The organism is Paenibacillus sp. MAHUQ-45 (genome assembly GCF_058133325.1).
The window spans coordinates 12,053-28,244 of the sequence record NZ_JBYUPV010000023.1; the positions used below are offsets into that span (position 1 = coordinate 12,053).

Below are 16,192 nucleotides of genomic sequence, written 5' to 3' on the forward strand. Positions count from 1 at the left end.
TCACATCTCAAACGGCAGACGCAGCTCTACATAAGCCTCGCCAGGCTTGAACTGTTCCGCCCTCATAATTTTGCCTTGTACTATATTATCAATTTGCACCCTGAGCAGTTCGGGATTACCATGCCCTCCCTCACTTTCAAAGGAGATAAGAATGTCCCCGCCATCCTGTCTAAAGCCTAGCTCGAGTCTTCTGGAGTCCCCTTGTGCGGTTATCCCACTGTATTGGTAAGCCCTTACGGTCTGCATTACAATCGAAGTTAATTCTTCCCCCGTCTCCGGTGTCAGCTTATCCACTAGCTGCAAGCCTTCCTCCACCTGGATCACCAGATCCAGACTACTCCTGTAAGTTCGGAATGACTGCAGATAAAAGACCAGCGAAGGAATGCCCAGCTTGGCGATCCGGCTATCGAGCGCAATGCCTTCTTTTATTCTTTCCACACATTGCACCGATTTATCACGCTTGCCGAGTTGGATATACCCGTAAAGAACTTGCAATTCATTCATCCAGTCATGACGATGATGGCCCAGTGTGCGGATTGCAGCCTCTTGCATTCTCTGCTCCTGTAAATGCAGTTCCCTCTCATAATGGCGCCGGGTCTGGCTCCACGTGAAAGCAAGTACAGCCGCTACCCAAACACCAAGTAGCAAGCATGTGAAAAGGGACGTCCGCCAATACACGAGACCTAAAGGAAGTGCTGCGGAACTCATGACTGCCCAGATTACACGTTTCCAGGATTTCATTCTTATTCCCCGTCCCTCAGTTCGCAAAATTCATGACCCCGTTAGAAAATCTGCACATCTTTTACCATTTTTCAGTATAACACAGCCATTCAAGGAAGATCATTAGCTTCCCACGCGAAAATCCACGAAACACACGAAAATCTGCACATCTAATCCAAGAAAATATTCAAATCTAACACACGAAAATCTTCAAACCTAACACACGAAAATCTTCAAATCTAATTTATCAAAAAAACCTCCGGCACTCATGCCGGAGGCTTCACTGTCTTTATGGTTCTGTAAGCTTACGCTTCCAGTGCCGCTGCTACCGGAGCGACATCAACCGGGTACACGCTCACTTTTTTGCGATCGCGTCCCCAACGTTCGAACTTCACTACGCCGTCCACCAAAGCGAACAAAGTATCATCTTTACCGATACCTACGTTCGTACCTGGGTGAATTTTAGTTCCGCGTTGACGAACCAGGATGTTACCGCCGGTAACAGCTTGACCGTCAGCACGTTTCACGCCAAGACGTTTGGAGTGGGAATCACGTCCGTTCTTTGTGGAACCTACACCCTTTTTCGATGCGAATAATTGAAGATCCAATTTCAACATGTTGGTCAACCTCCTTCTTTAAATAGTGTCTTGCTGTATCGTTATATACTTCCCGTATGATTCTGCGATATCAGTCAGCATCAGGACCATGGATTCCAGCAGCAATTGTACTTTGGCAGAAATGTTAGGATCTTCAATGAAACCCAGGGTTGCACTCAAGAATCCATTCTTCATGGACGAATCCATAACCACTCCAGTCAAAGATTCAATCGAATTGACCGTACCAACCGTTACAGTCGATACACCGGCACAGACGATATCCTCACCGCGTTTCGCAAAGCCTGCATGCCCTTTAACCTCAAACGCAACAATAGTTCCGAGTTCCAAAGATCTGGTAATCTGTACGTTAATCATAAACGCACCTTCTTACGCTTGGATCTTCTCAATCGTTACTTTTGTGTACGGTTGACGATGACCTTGCTTCTTGTGGTAGTTCTTCTTAGGTTTGTATTTGTAAACTACAACCTTTTGGCCTTTGCCGTGTTTCTCAACCTTAGCTGTTACAGTAGCGCCGCTCACGAGCGGAGTTCCTGCAGTCAAACCGCCTTCAGTGGAAACAGCCAATACACGGTCAAACGTTACGCTTGCACCGTCCTCAGCATTCAGCTTCTCAATGAACAATACGTCGCCCTCTTGGACTTTGTATTGCTTACCGCCAGTTTCGATAATTGCATACATTGTAATTGCACCTCCTCATGTCTCAGACTCGCCTAGTCTAGGTGGCGAATTCCCTAGGGAAACCGCACTTTCATACCCGATCGGAGCGGTTACAGCATGTGCAGGGCTAAATGACCAAACACATACTTGAAGATATTATCATAGATATCGACTATAGTCAATGCTCAACATGGATTGAATATAATCAGTATAATTTTCTGCTGTTCTGCTATGTAGAGAGCATTAAAACAAACGGATGGAGAGGAAAGAAAAGGGAGAAAAAGGGAAGGGGCGAGGAGGAAAGGAAAAGAATAAACAGAAAAGAACTAACAGAAAAGACAAAATAGAAAAAACAAAACTGAAAAACGAAAAAAACAAAGAACAAAACATCAAAGAGCAAAACAACAAAGAGCAAAACATCAAAGAGCAAAACATTAAGGAACAAAACATTAAAGAACAAAACATTAAAGAACAAAACATTAAAGAACAAAACATCAAAGCATAAACATCAAAGCACAAAACATCAAAGCACAAAACATTAAAGAACAAAACATTAAAGAACAAAACATTAAAGAACAAAACATTAAAGAACAAAACATTAAAGAACAAAACATTAAAGAAAAGAAAATTCCTCTCAAATCGCTCCGAAGAGTAAATAATATAGATTGAACTTAGGATTTTATCATAGGCTAAGACCGGCTTTGCGAAAGATACTTGGACTTCCAGCCGCTGTTGTCTCCAAAATTCATTGAATTGTATCGCCATTCGCGGATAAAATCCGAAAGAAAACTTATGCTTCCGATGAGCTTAAAATCCCAATTGTATTTCAAAATTCCAATTATATTATACTAAACTCTCGATTATATACTAAAATTCCAACACTAACTTTCCATAGAAAGCTTTTAGGTGAACGCTATCCCTCCTACAGTTGCAAAATCCCTCTTCATTCCGCTTGCTAAAGTTAAATTTTTCAGTCCAATCGATATAACGGCATTTTTGCACCTTAATTGTGATGAAATGGGCAGTCTGCTTAAATTAAGGGCATTTTTGTATGTTAATTTCCCCTAATTAAGGTTTTTCAGGGTGTTTTGCATAAATTAAGATACAATAATGCCCTTATTTCCTTATTTCACGTAAAAATGAGAAAAATAAGGTACAAAATGCCGTTAATTGGGGATGTAGTCAGAATGGACGCTGAATACTGCAAAAAGCGCCGCTCTGGGTGACGTTTACTACAGTGCAATTGACCATTTTTATGGAGTTCAGAACAAACGCGACTGTAAGTCCCAACTTCACCAGAGAGACGCTGGATTTTATGTTTGAGTTTAGTATTTGAATATATTATTGAATATATTATTTGAATATTAAATTCACCTCATATAGAGGTAGAGCGTATAATCTCTCAGCATATAAACATAAAACATATAAACCTGCAGCATATAAACCTACAACATTCAAACCTGCACCATATAAACCTACAGCATTCAAGCCTACAACATATAATCCTACAACCTACAGACCTACATCTAACCCTCCAGCCAAGTTCCCACTTTTCCAGTTCCGCCGCAGCACTGGCATGCAACTGGCGCAAATCCTGTGGAATCATGTCTTGCTTTTTTACGGGTCATCTCCAGTAGTCCAAGCCTTGTCCAGCCTAAAATATGCGTTTTTGTCCGATCTTTGCTGATCACGCGTTCCAGACAGTCGGTCACCATTCTCCGGTGCGCCTCCTGCTCCATATCAATGAAATCAATAATAATGATTCCACCGGTATCCCGTAATCGGATCAGACGTCCGATTTCCTCTGCTGCAAGCAGGTTCGTGCGGGTCACCGTCTCCTCAAGCGAGGCCCCGCCCGTATACTGAGCCGTATTGACGTCAATAACGGTGAGCGCCTCAGTCTCATCCCAGATGAGCGTGGCTCCGCCTTCCAGCATGATTTTTCGCGCAAATCCCCTATGTAACTGCTCTTGCACACCATAGGCCGTGAAAATCGACTCCTTGCCACTATACAATCCAACAGGCTTGTACCCTCCGGGGGCCATATCGCCAAGGAAAGCTTCTGCCTCTTTAACCGCCTGGGCGGAATCCAGCACCAGCTCGTCCCGCTGCGGGTTAAAGGCGTCCCTGATGAACCGCTGCACAATACTGAGATCTGAGTGAAGCAGTGCCGGTACTTGGGATGAACGCGCCCGCCGCGCGATGTGATCCCACTGTGCCCGCAAGAAGGCAAGATCCCTTTCTACGGCTTCCTGGGGTTCATCTTCGGAAACGGTCCGCATAATGATTCCCTCTTCTTCCTTGCGCAGACGCTCACCGATGCCCTTGAGCCGATTCCGCTCGGACTCGCGATTGATCTTCTTCGATACGCCAACATATTCGGCAAAAGGCATATAGACAATCCAGCGGCCAGGCAGCGTATAATGTGTGGTCACACGGGCGCCCTTGCCGCCCCGGGGTTCTTTTCTAACCTGAACTATGATGTCTTGTCCGGGCTGAAGCAGTGTTTCAATAGAGGGCTTCACCGCCGGCTGCTTCTCCAAATGGGGGTGCAATACATCGTCAACATATAAAAATGCATTCTTCTTCTGTCCGATATCAACAAAAGCAGCCTGCATACCTGGTAGTACATTAATAACTCTGGCCTTGTAAAAGCTTCCGACCAGCCCTTGCTGCTGATCGCGTTCTGCCGCATACTCCACCAGCTTCCCGTTCTCCAGAAGGGCCATCCGGGTCATATGCTGCGTACAGTGAACAATCATCTGTTTCATGGCTTCACCTCTGGTTCAATCAATCTTTCATATTCACTTCAAAATCCTGCTAAGCTTATATTCTACATTCCGAAATAGGAAGAGATCAAACGCTGCTCCGGCACTACGGCGACCACGTCGCCTTCACGGTTCAGCACATATACTAAATGGTATTGGTTACGTTTAAATAGACGCAATATTGCATCCAAAGGTTTCGCAGCCTTGGCAACAATCGGCGAGGCCACCGTCCCCGTTAGAAGATGTCGCTCATATATCGCTTCACGGTTCATCAGAAAAGCCATGAATACATAGGGCATATTGCGTTGATCAGTAATGTTGGAGTAAAGCAGAAAGGCACCGATCATGAGCACATTCAGCCGCAATCCCCCGCCCGCACCAAGCGGCAGCAGTGCGTAGACAACAACCAGGACACTGGCTGCAATACTTAATCGCCCGCACCATAACAAGGTGAAATAATAGGGGAGTATAACGCTCGTTACCGCTCTAAGCACCTTCCCCCCGTCAAGAGGCAGAATCGGCAGCAGATTAAAAAGTGCGATAATGGCATTAGCCTCAATAAAATAATTCAAGAACGCCTCATTCCCCAGCCCCAGACTGCCAACAATCCAAGCGAACAGCATCAAGACACCATTCTGGAGCGGACCAGCCAGTGCAATCGCTATCTCCCTGCCTGCGGTGAGCCTTCCATGATCTTCGATGACGGCAACGCCGCCAAAGGGAAGAAGCTGGACGGACTTGACGGCTACTCCGGCAAGAAGCGCTGCACATACATGTCCCAATTCGTGAATTAGCACAATGGTGAATAAGGTGAGCAGTTCGAGGAACTGTCCGGTCAGGACGGAAAAAAGCATGATCAGCACGAACAGCGGATGCAGCGACAGTTCGATGCCTTTGATCCTAATCAAAGGTGATCACTTCGGATGGATCAATATAGGTCTTGTCCTTCATCATGGCAAAAAAGAACATGGTCTCCGGCGCCGTTCCTGGATCAACAATCCAGCCGACCGCATCGCCGCTCTGCACCCAGTCGTCGGCTTTAAGCCGGGTTCCAGTCAAATGACCATATTCAGCAGTGACATTCCCTGTATGCCGGAGCGTTACGCGGATTCCGCCTTTCGCTTCCCGAGCGACAGACAGCACACGCCCCATATCTACACTCTTCACCGTCACACTGCCACTTGAATCTTCTTCCGGCATAATTTCCACACCTTTCAGTGTGGTGGCAAAGGGCTGGACGATACTCCCTGCCAGAGGCGCACTCCATTCATGAAGGGCTGAAACCTTTTCCGCCGATTGCTCTTTATCTCCGAAAATAGGGATGAATGCCGGCGCACCGTTAAAATGCTCTTCATACCACACTCTGACCGCTGCAAAATCCATGTCATGGTTCAGCGCATCAACAATAAAGGTCTGCGCCTTGTGCGCCCAGGGCTGCTGAATCGCAAATATTCCCCATACGGCCCCGAAGACAAGAATACTTGCGACTGTTCGGCGCAGAAATCCCGTGATAAAACTTGGCTTCCCGCCTTCCCCATCGTCTTCCCAGTTATTGCGGCGCTGCTTCCAGAGAAGCTCCGGGTCGGGTTCTGGATCTAAACTATTGTCCTTCTTCGGTTCCTGATTCCATTCCTTGAAACTTGTATTCTGCTCAGGCAAGACATATAGTGGCGATTGCGGCGACTCCTTAGAGGTGTCCTCCAGCAAAAGGCGGATGCGCTCCTTGCGCCGATTCTTGATATCTGATTTCTGGTCCATATCGATCCCTCCGGCGGGCTTGTTTACTTCCATTTTATGAAGCAGGGAAGTCTCTTTAGAACAAGCCTCTGGGCAGACCGGAGCGTGAAATGGCATAAAAATGGGGCCCCCGCACAATTCTAAGCGGTGGGTCCCCGTTATTTTGGCAATCCGATGAAAAACGCCTTGTTTAGCCTAATCCGAAAAATTTCTTGAATTTCTTAAAAGTACCTGGCTTGCGGTCCAGCTGCATTAGCGGCACGGCATCGCCAAGAATACGGCGGGCAATGTTGCGGTAAGCAATAGCAGCCGCTGAATCAGGATTCATAACCGTAGGTTCGCCGCTGTTTGCAGCTTTGATAACCAGTTCATCATCCGGGACAATCCCGATCAGATCGATGTTCAGTACCTGCAAAATATCTTCAATATCCAGCATATCCCCAGATTTGATCAGACCAGGACGAATACGGTTCACCACCAGCTTCGGCGACTCCACATTGGACTGCTCCAACAGCCCGATAATCCGGTCCGCGTCCCGTACAGCGGCATGCTCCGGCGTGGTAACCACGATGGATTTATCCGCACCGGCAATCGCATTGCGGAATCCGTGCTCGATACCGGCAGGGCAATCGATTAGAACATATTCATACTCTTTCTTCAGTTCCAGGACAATGTCCTTTACCTGCTCTGGAGTCACGGAGGTCTTGTCCTTCGTCTGGGCGGCGGGCAGCATGTACAGCTCATCAAAGCGCTTGTCCTTGACCAGCGCCTGATTCAGACGACAGCGGCCTTCGGCAACATCCACCAGATCATAGATGATCCGGTTCTCCAGTCCCATTACAACATCCAGATTACGCAGTCCGATATCCGTATCAACCAGACATACTTTTTTGCCCTGCAGGGCAAGTGCGGTACCGATATTGGCTGTTGTGGTTGTTTTGCCAACTCCGCCTTTACCCGAGGTTATGACAATCGCTTCTCCCATGGAGGCTACACCCCTTTAAACACATTTAAACCTTGACGTAATTTGACCATATTATGAATTTTATCAATTTGCATAGCCCCGTTTGTTAAATAGGCAAATTCCATGCTGCTCTCGCGAGTCTCCCATTCGTCCGGTGGACGGCTGATGATTTCTGCAATACGAAGCTGGGTCGGCGACAGAAGCGAAGCCGCAATAATTGCTTCTACATTGCCCTCCACTCCGGCGTGAGCCATCCCCCTCAGCGCTCCAAGAATATAAATGTCACCTGTGCAGGTTACTGTTCCTCCGGGGTTTACATCGCCGAGAAGCAAAAGATTCCCCTGATGGTGCAGTACCTGGCCGGAACGGACCATGCCACTGACCATATACAGGGCATCGCTGTCTACAGCACTATGATCTTCCAACGCCTCCACGGACCGAATCAAGAGATTGCCCTGACCTCTAAGAATGTCCAGAACGGCGTCCTTCTCTTCCTCGGATACGGGACGGCTGCCCAGCTTAACATCCACATGCACTATCGGTCCAGTCAAAATATTTTGATGGCTGTGCTCCAGCTTGAAGCGAAGCTCGCTCAGAAGATCTTCAAAGGGACACTTGTCGTCTAGCAGGAATACCAGGCCATCCTTGATGCCCTTAATCCTTACATGTTTGGATTTCACTGTCATATACCTGTCCCCCTATCCTGAATCATTCGTGCCGGGCCCCTCAAGTTCCTGCTTTTCTACGGAAGAAATTACCGACTGGCTTATGCGGTTTCTTCCTTGCGCGTCACCTTCTTCAGCTTCTCAAGCTGGGTACGGAGCGGTACATACAGGAGCAGACCGATGGCAAAATGAAAGAGCATGGAAGGCAGCATATACTCAAGAAGCGCCCAGCTGTAGGGTTCCTGATTCAAATTAAATACGCTATAGATTCCGAATAGAATCGTATCCGATAACAGACTTCCCAGCAAAACTACTGTCATCATGAGCGGCAGCGGTGCACGGGGAGCCTGGAAGATCAGACCAATCAGATAGGCCGAAACGCCCATTGCAAAGGAATGGGCGCCGAGAATCCGACCGTAAAAAACAATATCATGCAGCATACCGAAGCTAAGACCGAGAATTAATGCGGTATGACGGTGATGATAAACCGTTACAAATAAGACCACAATAAAGACCAGATTGGGGATAATCCGCATCTGCCATGCATTCGGGATCAGCCTTGGCAGAACGGTTCCTTCGAGTATGAATAAGAGGAACAACAGCAAAATACCGACCGATTTATTTACTCTCACTATTCAGCACGCTCCTGCGTGAACACGACAATCAGTTCCTTCCAATCCTGAAAATCGGCAGCAGGCTTAACCACAGCGGAGGATGTCAGGCCAAATTCGCCTACCTTCACACTTTCAACAGTCCCGATAGTCAGTCCTCGCGGATACAAGCCGCCGATGCCGGAAGACACGATTTGATCACCCGCCTTGATCGGATCACCGGGTGGAATCTTGTTCATCGTAAGTTTATTCGTCTTCGGATCATAATTCTCAATCATACCGAAGGAGGCGTTCTCTTTGCCGATGGCGGTTGCGGCAATAGCCGGCTGCGAATTGGGATCGTTCGCATTCATCATCGTCATCAGCTTTACCGTAGAGGTAAAGTTACTGACCTGACTAATCACACCGACCATTCCTTCTGTCGAGATTACTGACATATTAGGTCTGACTCCGTCTTTGGAACCGATGTCTATGACCAGCGTACTATTGTTGGGTTCAGTATTAATGCTCTCGACCTGAGCAATGCGATAGTCATAGTCATATTTCTGCTTCTGCGTCTCTGTAAACTTCAGCTTTTCCAGCAGACTAGCGTTCTGAGAAGCAATAAAGTTATATTGCGCTTTTTCCCGTGTATACTGAGCAACGACAATTTTGAGCTGTTCGTTCTCTTTGGCCAGCTTGTGCAGATTGGCGATATCTTCAAAGAAGCCCGCTACGTATCCAGCGGGCTTGTAGAATAGGCCTTGCACAAAACCGGTTGTATCCCTGACGAAGTTCTCCGGCCAGGACAAGGATTTCCTTGACCCCAGGCTGAAGCCCATGACCACGATGAACATCACCAGGGTAATAAGCAAGATGAACAAACGTTTATTACTAAATAACTTAAACAGTTTCAACACCCTCTAACAACCGTATTTCTCCCTTATCGGGGGTTGACGACCTCAGGGAAGTCCGAACTTACCGCTTGGAGCGGAAGGTAGAGCCACTGCGGGTCTTGAACAAATGAATGTTCTCAAGCGCCTTACCCGTTCCAATCGCAACACAATCAAGTGGATTCTCAGCCACAATGACAGGCATACCAGTCTCGCGAGCAAGCAGCTTGTCCAGATTACGCAGAAGCGCACCGCCACCGGTCAACACAATACCGCGGTCCATAATGTCAGCAGCCAGCTCCGGCGGGCATTTTTCCAAGGTAACTTTTACAGCTTCAATAATAGCAGTTACGGTATCCGCCAATGCTTCGCAAATCTCATCGGAGGTAATGGTCAGCGTCTTCGGCAGACCGGTTACCAGATCGCGGCCACGGATTTCCATCGTTTCAGCCTTCTCCAGCGGCAGGGCAGAACCCACATCCATCTTAAGCTGCTCAGAAGTACGCTCACCGATCATCAGGTTGTATTGACGCTTGATGTACTGAATGATCGATACATCCATCTCATCACCAGCCACACGAACCGAACGGCTTGTTACAATCCCCCCGAGAGAGATTACAGCGACTTCCGTGGTTCCTCCGCCGATATCAACGACCATGCTTCCTGTCGGTTCCCAGACAGGCAGATCCGCGCCGATAGCAGCCGCAAACGGTTCTTCAATAATGTAAGCTTCACGCGCGCCTGCTTGCTTCGTAGCATCCTCAACAGCACGCTGCTCAACAGCAGTAATGCCAGAAGGTACGCAGACCATGACGTTCGGATGGCGCTGGAACATCGAGCGCTGCTTCTGCGCTTGACGAATAAAGTATTTGATCATTGTAGCTGTTGTATCAAAGTCGGCAATAACGCCGTCCTTCATCGGACGAATGGCGCGGATGTTGCCCGGCGTACGGCCGATCATTTTTTTGGCGGATTCACCTACAGCTTCAATGGATTTCGTATCCGTATTAATAGCCACCACGGAAGGCTCTCTTACCACAATACCCTTACCGCGCAAATAGACTAGCGTGTTCGCTGTCCCCAAATCAATTCCCAAGTCTTTCGTAAAGCCACCTAACATGCTGTATTCTCCTTTTCCTAGTCAATCTTAAAAATTCTATTACATATGACCTTTTTCCTTCAAACTAACAAAACCTTTATCTCCGATAATGAGATGATCCAGAACGTCAATGCCGACAATTTCTCCCGCTCTAAGCAATCTCCCCGTCAGGGCAATATCTTCCGGACTGGGTGTAGGATCACCGCTAGGATGATTGTGCGCGCAGATAATGGAAGCGCTACTGCACTTGATGGCTGCCCGGAAGACTTCACGGGGATGCACGATGGAAGCATTCAGACTGCCCATAGATAGTGTCTCCTGTGCAATAACATGATTCTTTGTATTGAGAAAGAGGCAGACAAAATGCTCCTTCTGGAGGTAACGCAATTGCTCAGTCAAAATTTCAGCCGCATCCTGGGGACTGCGGATAATGACCGGTTCGGTCAGCCGGGAATTCGCCATGCGCCTTCCAAGCTCAATGCCAGCTTTTAGTTGCACCGCCTTGGCAGGGCCGATGCCTTTGATTTCAGTCATTTCCTTAATGCTAAGGTCTGCCAACTGACGCAAGCCACCTACCTGACTTAGAATTCTCTGCGCAACATGAATAGCCGATTCCTGATGTGTTCCCGTACGCAGCAGAATGGCCAGCAGCTCCGCTTGGCTAAGTGATTCCGCCCCATAATGCATCATGCGCTCTCTTGGTCGTTCTTCATGGGGGAGGTCCCGCAGCATAAATGTTTGCGATTCCATCCCGATCCCTCTTCCCTGTATTCTGCATTGAAGCCTTTAATTGCAACGATTAACGTTCGGGGCGAGGATATAATGAGTGGAGCAGGTTATCTTGCCAACGCTCCAGCACGTTCCGCATATGTACGATTGATGTTTACCGCAGCCCGCGCAAACTATTAACCCTAAGAAAAGATTAAAATGTCTACTCCTGTGCCTCTAATCGTTACGTCGTTCATCTAGATTTGATAATATCTTTGATTATTCGACGAATACCCTGAACATCCAACTCATTATACCACGATTCTATTCCAAGCATTGAATCATCAACTTAAGAGTGGATTTATCAATTTTAAGCGGTGAAAATCTGGTCTGTCAAATGTGTACCACAGATGTTGCCTTCCTCGCATCATTCATTGTCTGAATGGCCCTGTTGTAACGTTCCTGAATGTATGACGGACTTTCTCTTCATCCACACATCATCATGCCTCCTAAGCAAGTATAACCTAAAATAAACTCTCATAGAGAGGAATGAACATAAACAACATTTACCAATTCATATTTTCACTCCGTAAGCGCAAAAAAAGGTGCTGCAATAACTGGCACCTTATTCTGGAAATACTTCACTTCATTTGAAATGGACTGAGACCAAATTTCAAAAGAATCGGATACAGCAAATTCAAGGGCAACCCCATCACACTGTAAAAATCACCCTCAATTCTTTCGACAAAAACCGAACCTATCCCCTGTATGCCATAACTCCCGGCTTTATCAAGGGGTTCACCCGTGTTTATATATGCCCAAATCTCCTCATCGCTCATAGGTCTGAACGTAATCTGGCTAACCGTGTGGCCCACAATTGTTTCTGATTGCCCAGTGGCTGACGGGGTTGTTACTCGATACTGACCAGTCTCTCCAAGGTACGTTATCGTCTCATTGGCCTCAGGATGATCTAGTGATTCGCCAGCTGCGGTATACCGCTCATCCGTCTTCATATCGATTACGGCAACGCCACTATAGACATGATGCTTTCGCCCTTGCAACGACTGTAGCATACGGAATGCATCCTCCGCATCCTTCGGTTTGCCTAGTACGTTATCGTCCAGCACTACAATCGTATCGGAGCCGACAATAACACCGCCGGTCTCGAACCGCGACTCAGCTACACAACGTTCGTATACAGCCTGTGCTTTGCGGTGGGACAGCTGTTCTACGATCTCGGCAGGAGATAACCCCGGCTCCGTCGTTTCATCGACATCACTGACGATAACTTCATAGGGAAGGTTCAAGGAAGCAATCAGTTCCTGCCTTCTCGGGGAAGAAGATGCCAGAATAATCGTTTTCGGGTTAACAATCGACATAAATCCGGTCCCTCTTTTCATAATGTTGCATGCATTCAGTATAACAAAATGAAGGGGCAACATAAAATAATGGACTATGTGCCATCTCCATGAGTTTGGCAGCATAGTCCATTAATGAAATCTTACTTTATTTCTTCTGCTCTACTCTTCTTTCTGTACCATCTTGAACGATGTAATCGTGATCTACCGATGCTTCTTCAATATCTCCGTATGCCCAGTGATTCGGATTAACATCGGACCATGTAGGGTTAACTACACCGGCTAGCGGGCCACGGCCCACCAGACGATTAATCATCGTGACTGCTTCTGCGCGGGTCATGTTCTTTTTCGGACGGAAGGTTCCGTCTTCATAGCCCTTCAGAATACCGGCTTCTGCTGCCGAATTGATAGATTCACGAGCCCAGCTGTTGGAAATATCCGTGAAAATGTTCTTGTCCTTGCCTTGCAGATCTTTCAATCTGGCGGCAATTGCTGCCATCTCTTCTCTGCTGATAAGCTGATTTGGCCGGAATGTTCCGTCCAGATATCCGTTCATGATTCCCGCTTTCGTCACGGCTGCGATTTCTGCCGCTCCCCAGTCGCTACTAGAGACATCGGAATAAGTCGTGCCGTCCGTTTCGGATTTTGCCAGATGGAAGACTCGGAACAGTACAGCCGCCACTTCTTGACGGGTTATATTCTTCGCCGGCTTAAAGGTACCATCCGGGTATCCATTGATGTACTTCTCATGATGCTGTGAATCTTGAGGGGTAGAAGGATTCACAGGAATCCCCAGCGTCGTAAACGTAAGACTTTCTGATGGCTTGGTTTCTACTCCACCAACGATAGCCGATACGGTGAAACTGTGTTTTGTTCCTGCTTCAAGCCCTGTAATTTCATAATGAGTACCAGTAATTCCGGAAGCAATAAGCTTTCCATTATCGTAAATATTGTAGGAGGATGCCCCCGTTACCGCAGTCCAGCTCAGAGTTACTCCCGTTTGTGTACCATTGCCTGCTGTCAGGCCTCCAGGCGCATTATTACGCGTACTACCATTATCCGTGCTTCCCGAATTGCCTGAGCCAGAGTTCGACTCCTTGAGCGGCTGCATAGAGAAGCTAAACTGCACCAGACTTTGACCCACGTGAATGATTCCGTTTTGAATATAACTGTCCGAATCAGGATCAGGAGTCACACTGGTTTGCTCTGTTAATGTGTTAAACGTGCCGTATCCCGGTTTCGTAGCCACAATGTAATAATCTCCATCCGGGAATACCATCCAAGCATACTCTCCAGCTGCATTCGTGACTTGCGGGTTATGATTTTGATTAGGCTCAAAGCTCAGCAACTCCGGCAAGACTACAAGCGTATTCGGAGTACGTCCCTTCTGCTTGTTAAGTTCAGTATCCGCCCAGTACAGGTTCATAGATACTCCGCTCACTGGTTGACCCGTAACTGCATCTTTTACAATGCCATAAGGATCAATCAAGGAGTACACTACGCTCATTTCCCCGTTTTGACTCACGTTCACGGTTACTGCAGGTCCGGCTAAAATGGTTCCATCCGCAGCCTTAATCTGATACGCGACAACATATTGTCCCTGCGGTACATCATTCACATCAAAGCTGCCGTTTGCATCAAGTACAATCTGTGATTTAAAGTTATTTGCACCTGTGCCTTGCACGATAGCGCTGACGTTTCCGTTTCCAAACAAACTTCCTAATGTCGGTTGTGGATTCCCGTTATTGGCAGGGTTTTGTGCGATTAGCAGCTGGCCCGTTATTTTGTTGGCAGCAGTAAAGGTTTGTTCCGTTCCGTTTAAAGTCCCCACTTGGGCAGTTTGCGTTTGATTAATGATCACTGTCTGATTGCCAATGGTTACAGGGGTTTGAATATTCATACTATAATTCCAATTCCCCCGCGGCACATAAATCTGGTACGAGCCATCCGCCCCAGTTGTTACTTCTTGGGAGAAATCTATGATTCCATCCCCGTTAAAATCTGCTGATACAGAGACAACCGCTCCTGCTATTGGTTTGCCTGTCGTGCTGTCCGTTAGAATACCATGAACCGAAGCAGGCATATAGTGGACTGCTATGCTTGTCTGCGCAGTAAGCCCTGCCGAGTCGACGGCCGAGGCAGTGATCGTATTATGGACGGGTAACACACCTGAAATTGCAGGTGCAGTGAACGTTACTGTCGCAGTCCCGGTTGAATCTGTCACAGCACTTTGCGTAGTGTTTCCGATCCCTTGGAATGTAATGGTTTTACCCTCTACAGGATTTCCATCTACCAAACGGATAGCGCTGGCTTTCAGTGTAACTAGCGACTGTCCATCTCCTACAACAGAAGCTGGAGAAGCCGTGAGATCCAGCCTAATGTCAGGGATACCGGCTTGCACCGTAAAGACTGCCGAAACAGACTTACCGTCATATTGCACCATAATCACGGCGGTTCCCTCAGATATAGCCGTAACAATACCACTGTCATCAACCGTTGCAACAGATGGATCTGTTGTACTGTAAATAGCTTTATCTGTCACATCCAAAATACTTTGGTCGGAGTATACTGCTGTTGTAACGAGAGCTTGACTAGCTCCGACTTGAATCAGCTCATTACTTGGATTAATCAACAAATCAACAACATATTGCGCTGGTGTTGGCACCTTAATATCGCCTGCTGTCAGGATGATCAGCTTGAACGATACCACCTTATTGTTGCTGTCCACTTCATACACACCAATATATTTGTTCGTTATCGGATCCACGCCGGTGATATCTGCACCAGGCGTGTAAGGGTCTGTTACCCCCGCTCCTGTTGGTGCTGCATCCCCTACATTTGGTGTAGGAATTAGGGTAGAGGACACTTTTGTCACGAGGTGGTTACCCGCTCCTACGGATGTCGTCACCTTCGTTGTATTTGGGTTCGTTCCCGGCGATGGTGATGCAGGCAATGTTGGCGCCTGAGTTGGGACAGGCACCTTAATATCGTCTGCTGTCAGAGTGATCAGCTTGAACGATACCACCTTATTGTTGCTGTCTACTTCATACACACCAATATATTTGTTCGTTATTGGATCCACGCCAGTGATATCTGCGCCAGGCGTATACGGATTCGTTACTCCCGTTCCTGTTGGCGCTACATCCCCTACATTTGGTGTAGGAATAAGGGTAGAGGTTACTTTCGTCACGAGGTGGTTACCCGCTCCTACGGATGTCGTCACCTTCGTCGTATTCGGGTTCGTTCCCGGCGATGGCGATGCTGGCAATGTTGGCGCCTGAGTTGGGACAGGCACCTTAATATCGTCTGCTGTCAGAGTGATCAGCTTGAACGATACCACCTTGTTGTTGCTGTCTACTTCATACACACCAATATATTTGTTCGTTATCGGATCCACGCCGGTGATATCTGCACCA

The 16,192-nt window shown here is 47.5% G+C and carries 16 protein-coding genes and 1 other annotated feature; of the genes, 1 reads left to right on the top strand and 15 read right to left on the bottom strand.

Annotation, left to right across the window (positions count from 1 at the left end):
* The 4 genes from AC3Y23_RS28385 to rplU all read right to left on the bottom strand — a co-directional run bounded on the left by AC3Y23_RS28385 (position 1) and on the right by rplU (position 2,015).
* On the bottom strand, positions 1 to 741 hold the full coding sequence (locus AC3Y23_RS28385; RefSeq protein WP_379205440.1) for a Spo0B domain-containing protein: 741 nt from the start codon (positions 739 to 741) through the stop codon (positions 1 to 3).
* A gap of 284 nt (positions 742 to 1,025) precedes the next feature.
* A complete protein-coding gene (rpmA, locus tag AC3Y23_RS28390) occupies positions 1,026 to 1,337 on the bottom strand; it encodes a 50S ribosomal protein L27 (protein ID WP_020429282.1) in 312 nt (103 codons plus the stop codon).
* Positions 1,338 to 1,355: 18 nt separating this feature from the next.
* On the bottom strand, positions 1,356 to 1,691 hold the full coding sequence (locus AC3Y23_RS28395; protein WP_379205441.1) for a ribosomal-processing cysteine protease Prp: 336 nt from the start codon (positions 1,689 to 1,691) through the stop codon (positions 1,356 to 1,358).
* A 12-nt stretch (positions 1,692 to 1,703) separates the two neighbouring features.
* A complete protein-coding gene (gene rplU / locus AC3Y23_RS28400) occupies positions 1,704 to 2,015 on the bottom strand; it encodes a 50S ribosomal protein L21 (RefSeq protein ID WP_150269346.1) in 312 nt (103 codons plus the stop codon).
* Positions 2,016 to 2,029: 14 nt separating this feature from the next.
* Positions 2,030 to 2,116: a sequence feature (ribosomal protein L21 leader region), on the bottom strand.
* Between the two features lie 134 nt (positions 2,117 to 2,250).
* On the opposite strand from rplU, the gene AC3Y23_RS28405 reads away from it, so the two are divergent.
* Entirely contained in the window at positions 2,251 to 2,499 is a 249-nt protein-coding gene (locus AC3Y23_RS28405; protein ID WP_379205442.1) for a hypothetical protein, read from the top strand.
* Positions 2,500 to 3,520: 1,021 nt separating this feature from the next.
* Here AC3Y23_RS28405 and AC3Y23_RS28410 read toward each other — a convergent pair.
* The 11 genes from AC3Y23_RS28410 to AC3Y23_RS28460 all read right to left on the bottom strand — a co-directional run.
* Positions 3,521 to 4,765, bottom strand: coding sequence for an Rne/Rng family ribonuclease (locus tag AC3Y23_RS28410; RefSeq protein ID WP_379205443.1), 1,245 nt, complete (start codon positions 4,763 to 4,765; stop codon positions 3,521 to 3,523).
* Positions 4,766 to 4,827: 62 nt separating this feature from the next.
* Positions 4,828 to 5,670 carry a M50 family metallopeptidase gene (locus tag AC3Y23_RS28415; protein WP_379205444.1) on the bottom strand — a complete coding sequence of 281 codons (843 nt, stop codon included), beginning with the start codon at positions 5,668 to 5,670 and terminating at the stop codon, positions 4,828 to 4,830.
* Positions 5,663 to 6,616, bottom strand: coding sequence for a peptidoglycan DD-metalloendopeptidase family protein (locus tag AC3Y23_RS28420; RefSeq protein ID WP_379205445.1), 954 nt, complete (start codon positions 6,614 to 6,616; stop codon positions 5,663 to 5,665). Before AC3Y23_RS28420 ends, AC3Y23_RS28415 begins: the two co-directional genes overlap by 8 nt.
* 73 nt (positions 6,617 to 6,689) lie before the next feature.
* Positions 6,690 to 7,484, bottom strand: coding sequence for a septum site-determining protein MinD (gene minD / locus AC3Y23_RS28425; RefSeq protein ID WP_379205446.1), 795 nt, complete (start codon positions 7,482 to 7,484; stop codon positions 6,690 to 6,692).
* 5 nt (positions 7,485 to 7,489) lie between these two features.
* Complete coding sequence (minC, locus tag AC3Y23_RS28430) at positions 7,490 to 8,149, bottom strand: septum site-determining protein MinC (RefSeq protein WP_379205447.1); 660 nt, start codon at positions 8,147 to 8,149, stop codon at positions 7,490 to 7,492.
* Positions 8,150 to 8,229: 80 nt separating this feature from the next.
* Positions 8,230 to 8,760, bottom strand: a complete 531-nt coding sequence (gene mreD, locus AC3Y23_RS28435) for a rod shape-determining protein MreD (RefSeq protein ID WP_379205448.1) — start codon at positions 8,758 to 8,760, stop codon at positions 8,230 to 8,232.
* The gene (gene mreC / locus AC3Y23_RS28440) at positions 8,760 to 9,638 is read right to left on the bottom strand and encodes a rod shape-determining protein MreC (RefSeq protein WP_379205449.1); all 879 of its coding nucleotides are present in this window, start codon (positions 9,636 to 9,638) and stop codon (positions 8,760 to 8,762) included. Before mreC ends, mreD begins: the two co-directional genes overlap by 1 nt.
* 58 nt (positions 9,639 to 9,696) lie before the next feature.
* The gene (locus AC3Y23_RS28445) at positions 9,697 to 10,731 is read right to left on the bottom strand and encodes a rod shape-determining protein (protein WP_379205450.1); all 1,035 of its coding nucleotides are present in this window, start codon (positions 10,729 to 10,731) and stop codon (positions 9,697 to 9,699) included.
* 39 nt (positions 10,732 to 10,770) lie between these two features.
* Positions 10,771 to 11,460, bottom strand: coding sequence for a RadC family protein (gene radC / locus AC3Y23_RS28450; protein ID WP_379205451.1), 690 nt, complete (start codon positions 11,458 to 11,460; stop codon positions 10,771 to 10,773).
* A gap of 599 nt (positions 11,461 to 12,059) precedes the next feature.
* Positions 12,060 to 12,797, bottom strand: coding sequence for a Maf family protein (locus tag AC3Y23_RS28455; RefSeq protein WP_379205452.1), 738 nt, complete (start codon positions 12,795 to 12,797; stop codon positions 12,060 to 12,062).
* A gap of 127 nt (positions 12,798 to 12,924) precedes the next feature.
* On the bottom strand, positions 12,925 to 16,192 hold a 3,268-nt coding region (locus AC3Y23_RS28460), incomplete at its 5' end, for an S-layer homology domain-containing protein (protein WP_379205453.1).

Excerpts from the sequence above, each read along its gene's own strand:
- rplU (WP_150269346.1), bottom strand. The coding sequence starts at position 2,015 with ATGTATGCAATTATCGAAACTGGCGGTAAGCAATACAAAGTCCAAGAG.
- rpmA (WP_020429282.1), bottom strand. The coding sequence starts at position 1,337 with ATGTTGAAATTGGATCTTCAATTATTCGCATCGAAAAAGGGTGTAGGT.
- AC3Y23_RS28420 (WP_379205445.1), bottom strand. The coding sequence starts at position 6,616 with ATGCCATTTCACGCTCCGGTCTGCCCAGAGGCTTGTTCTAAAGAGACT.
- radC (WP_379205451.1), bottom strand. The coding sequence starts at position 11,460 with ATGGAATCGCAAACATTTATGCTGCGGGACCTCCCCCATGAAGAACGA.
- minC (WP_379205447.1), bottom strand. The coding sequence starts at position 8,149 with ATGACAGTGAAATCCAAACATGTAAGGATTAAGGGCATCAAGGATGGC.
- AC3Y23_RS28395 (WP_379205441.1), bottom strand. The coding sequence starts at position 1,691 with ATGATTAACGTACAGATTACCAGATCTTTGGAACTCGGAACTATTGTT.
- AC3Y23_RS28455 (WP_379205452.1), bottom strand. The coding sequence starts at position 12,797 with ATGTCGATTGTTAACCCGAAAACGATTATTCTGGCATCTTCTTCCCCG.
- minD (WP_379205446.1), bottom strand. The coding sequence starts at position 7,484 with ATGGGAGAAGCGATTGTCATAACCTCGGGTAAAGGCGGAGTTGGCAAA.
- AC3Y23_RS28410 (WP_379205443.1), bottom strand. The coding sequence starts at position 4,765 with ATGAAACAGATGATTGTTCACTGTACGCAGCATATGACCCGGATGGCC.
- AC3Y23_RS28405 (WP_379205442.1), top strand. The coding sequence starts at position 2,251 with ATGGAGAGGAAAGAAAAGGGAGAAAAAGGGAAGGGGCGAGGAGGAAAG.
- AC3Y23_RS28445 (WP_379205450.1), bottom strand. The coding sequence starts at position 10,731 with ATGTTAGGTGGCTTTACGAAAGACTTGGGAATTGATTTGGGGACAGCG.
- AC3Y23_RS28385 (WP_379205440.1), bottom strand. The coding sequence starts at position 741 with ATGAAATCCTGGAAACGTGTAATCTGGGCAGTCATGAGTTCCGCAGCA.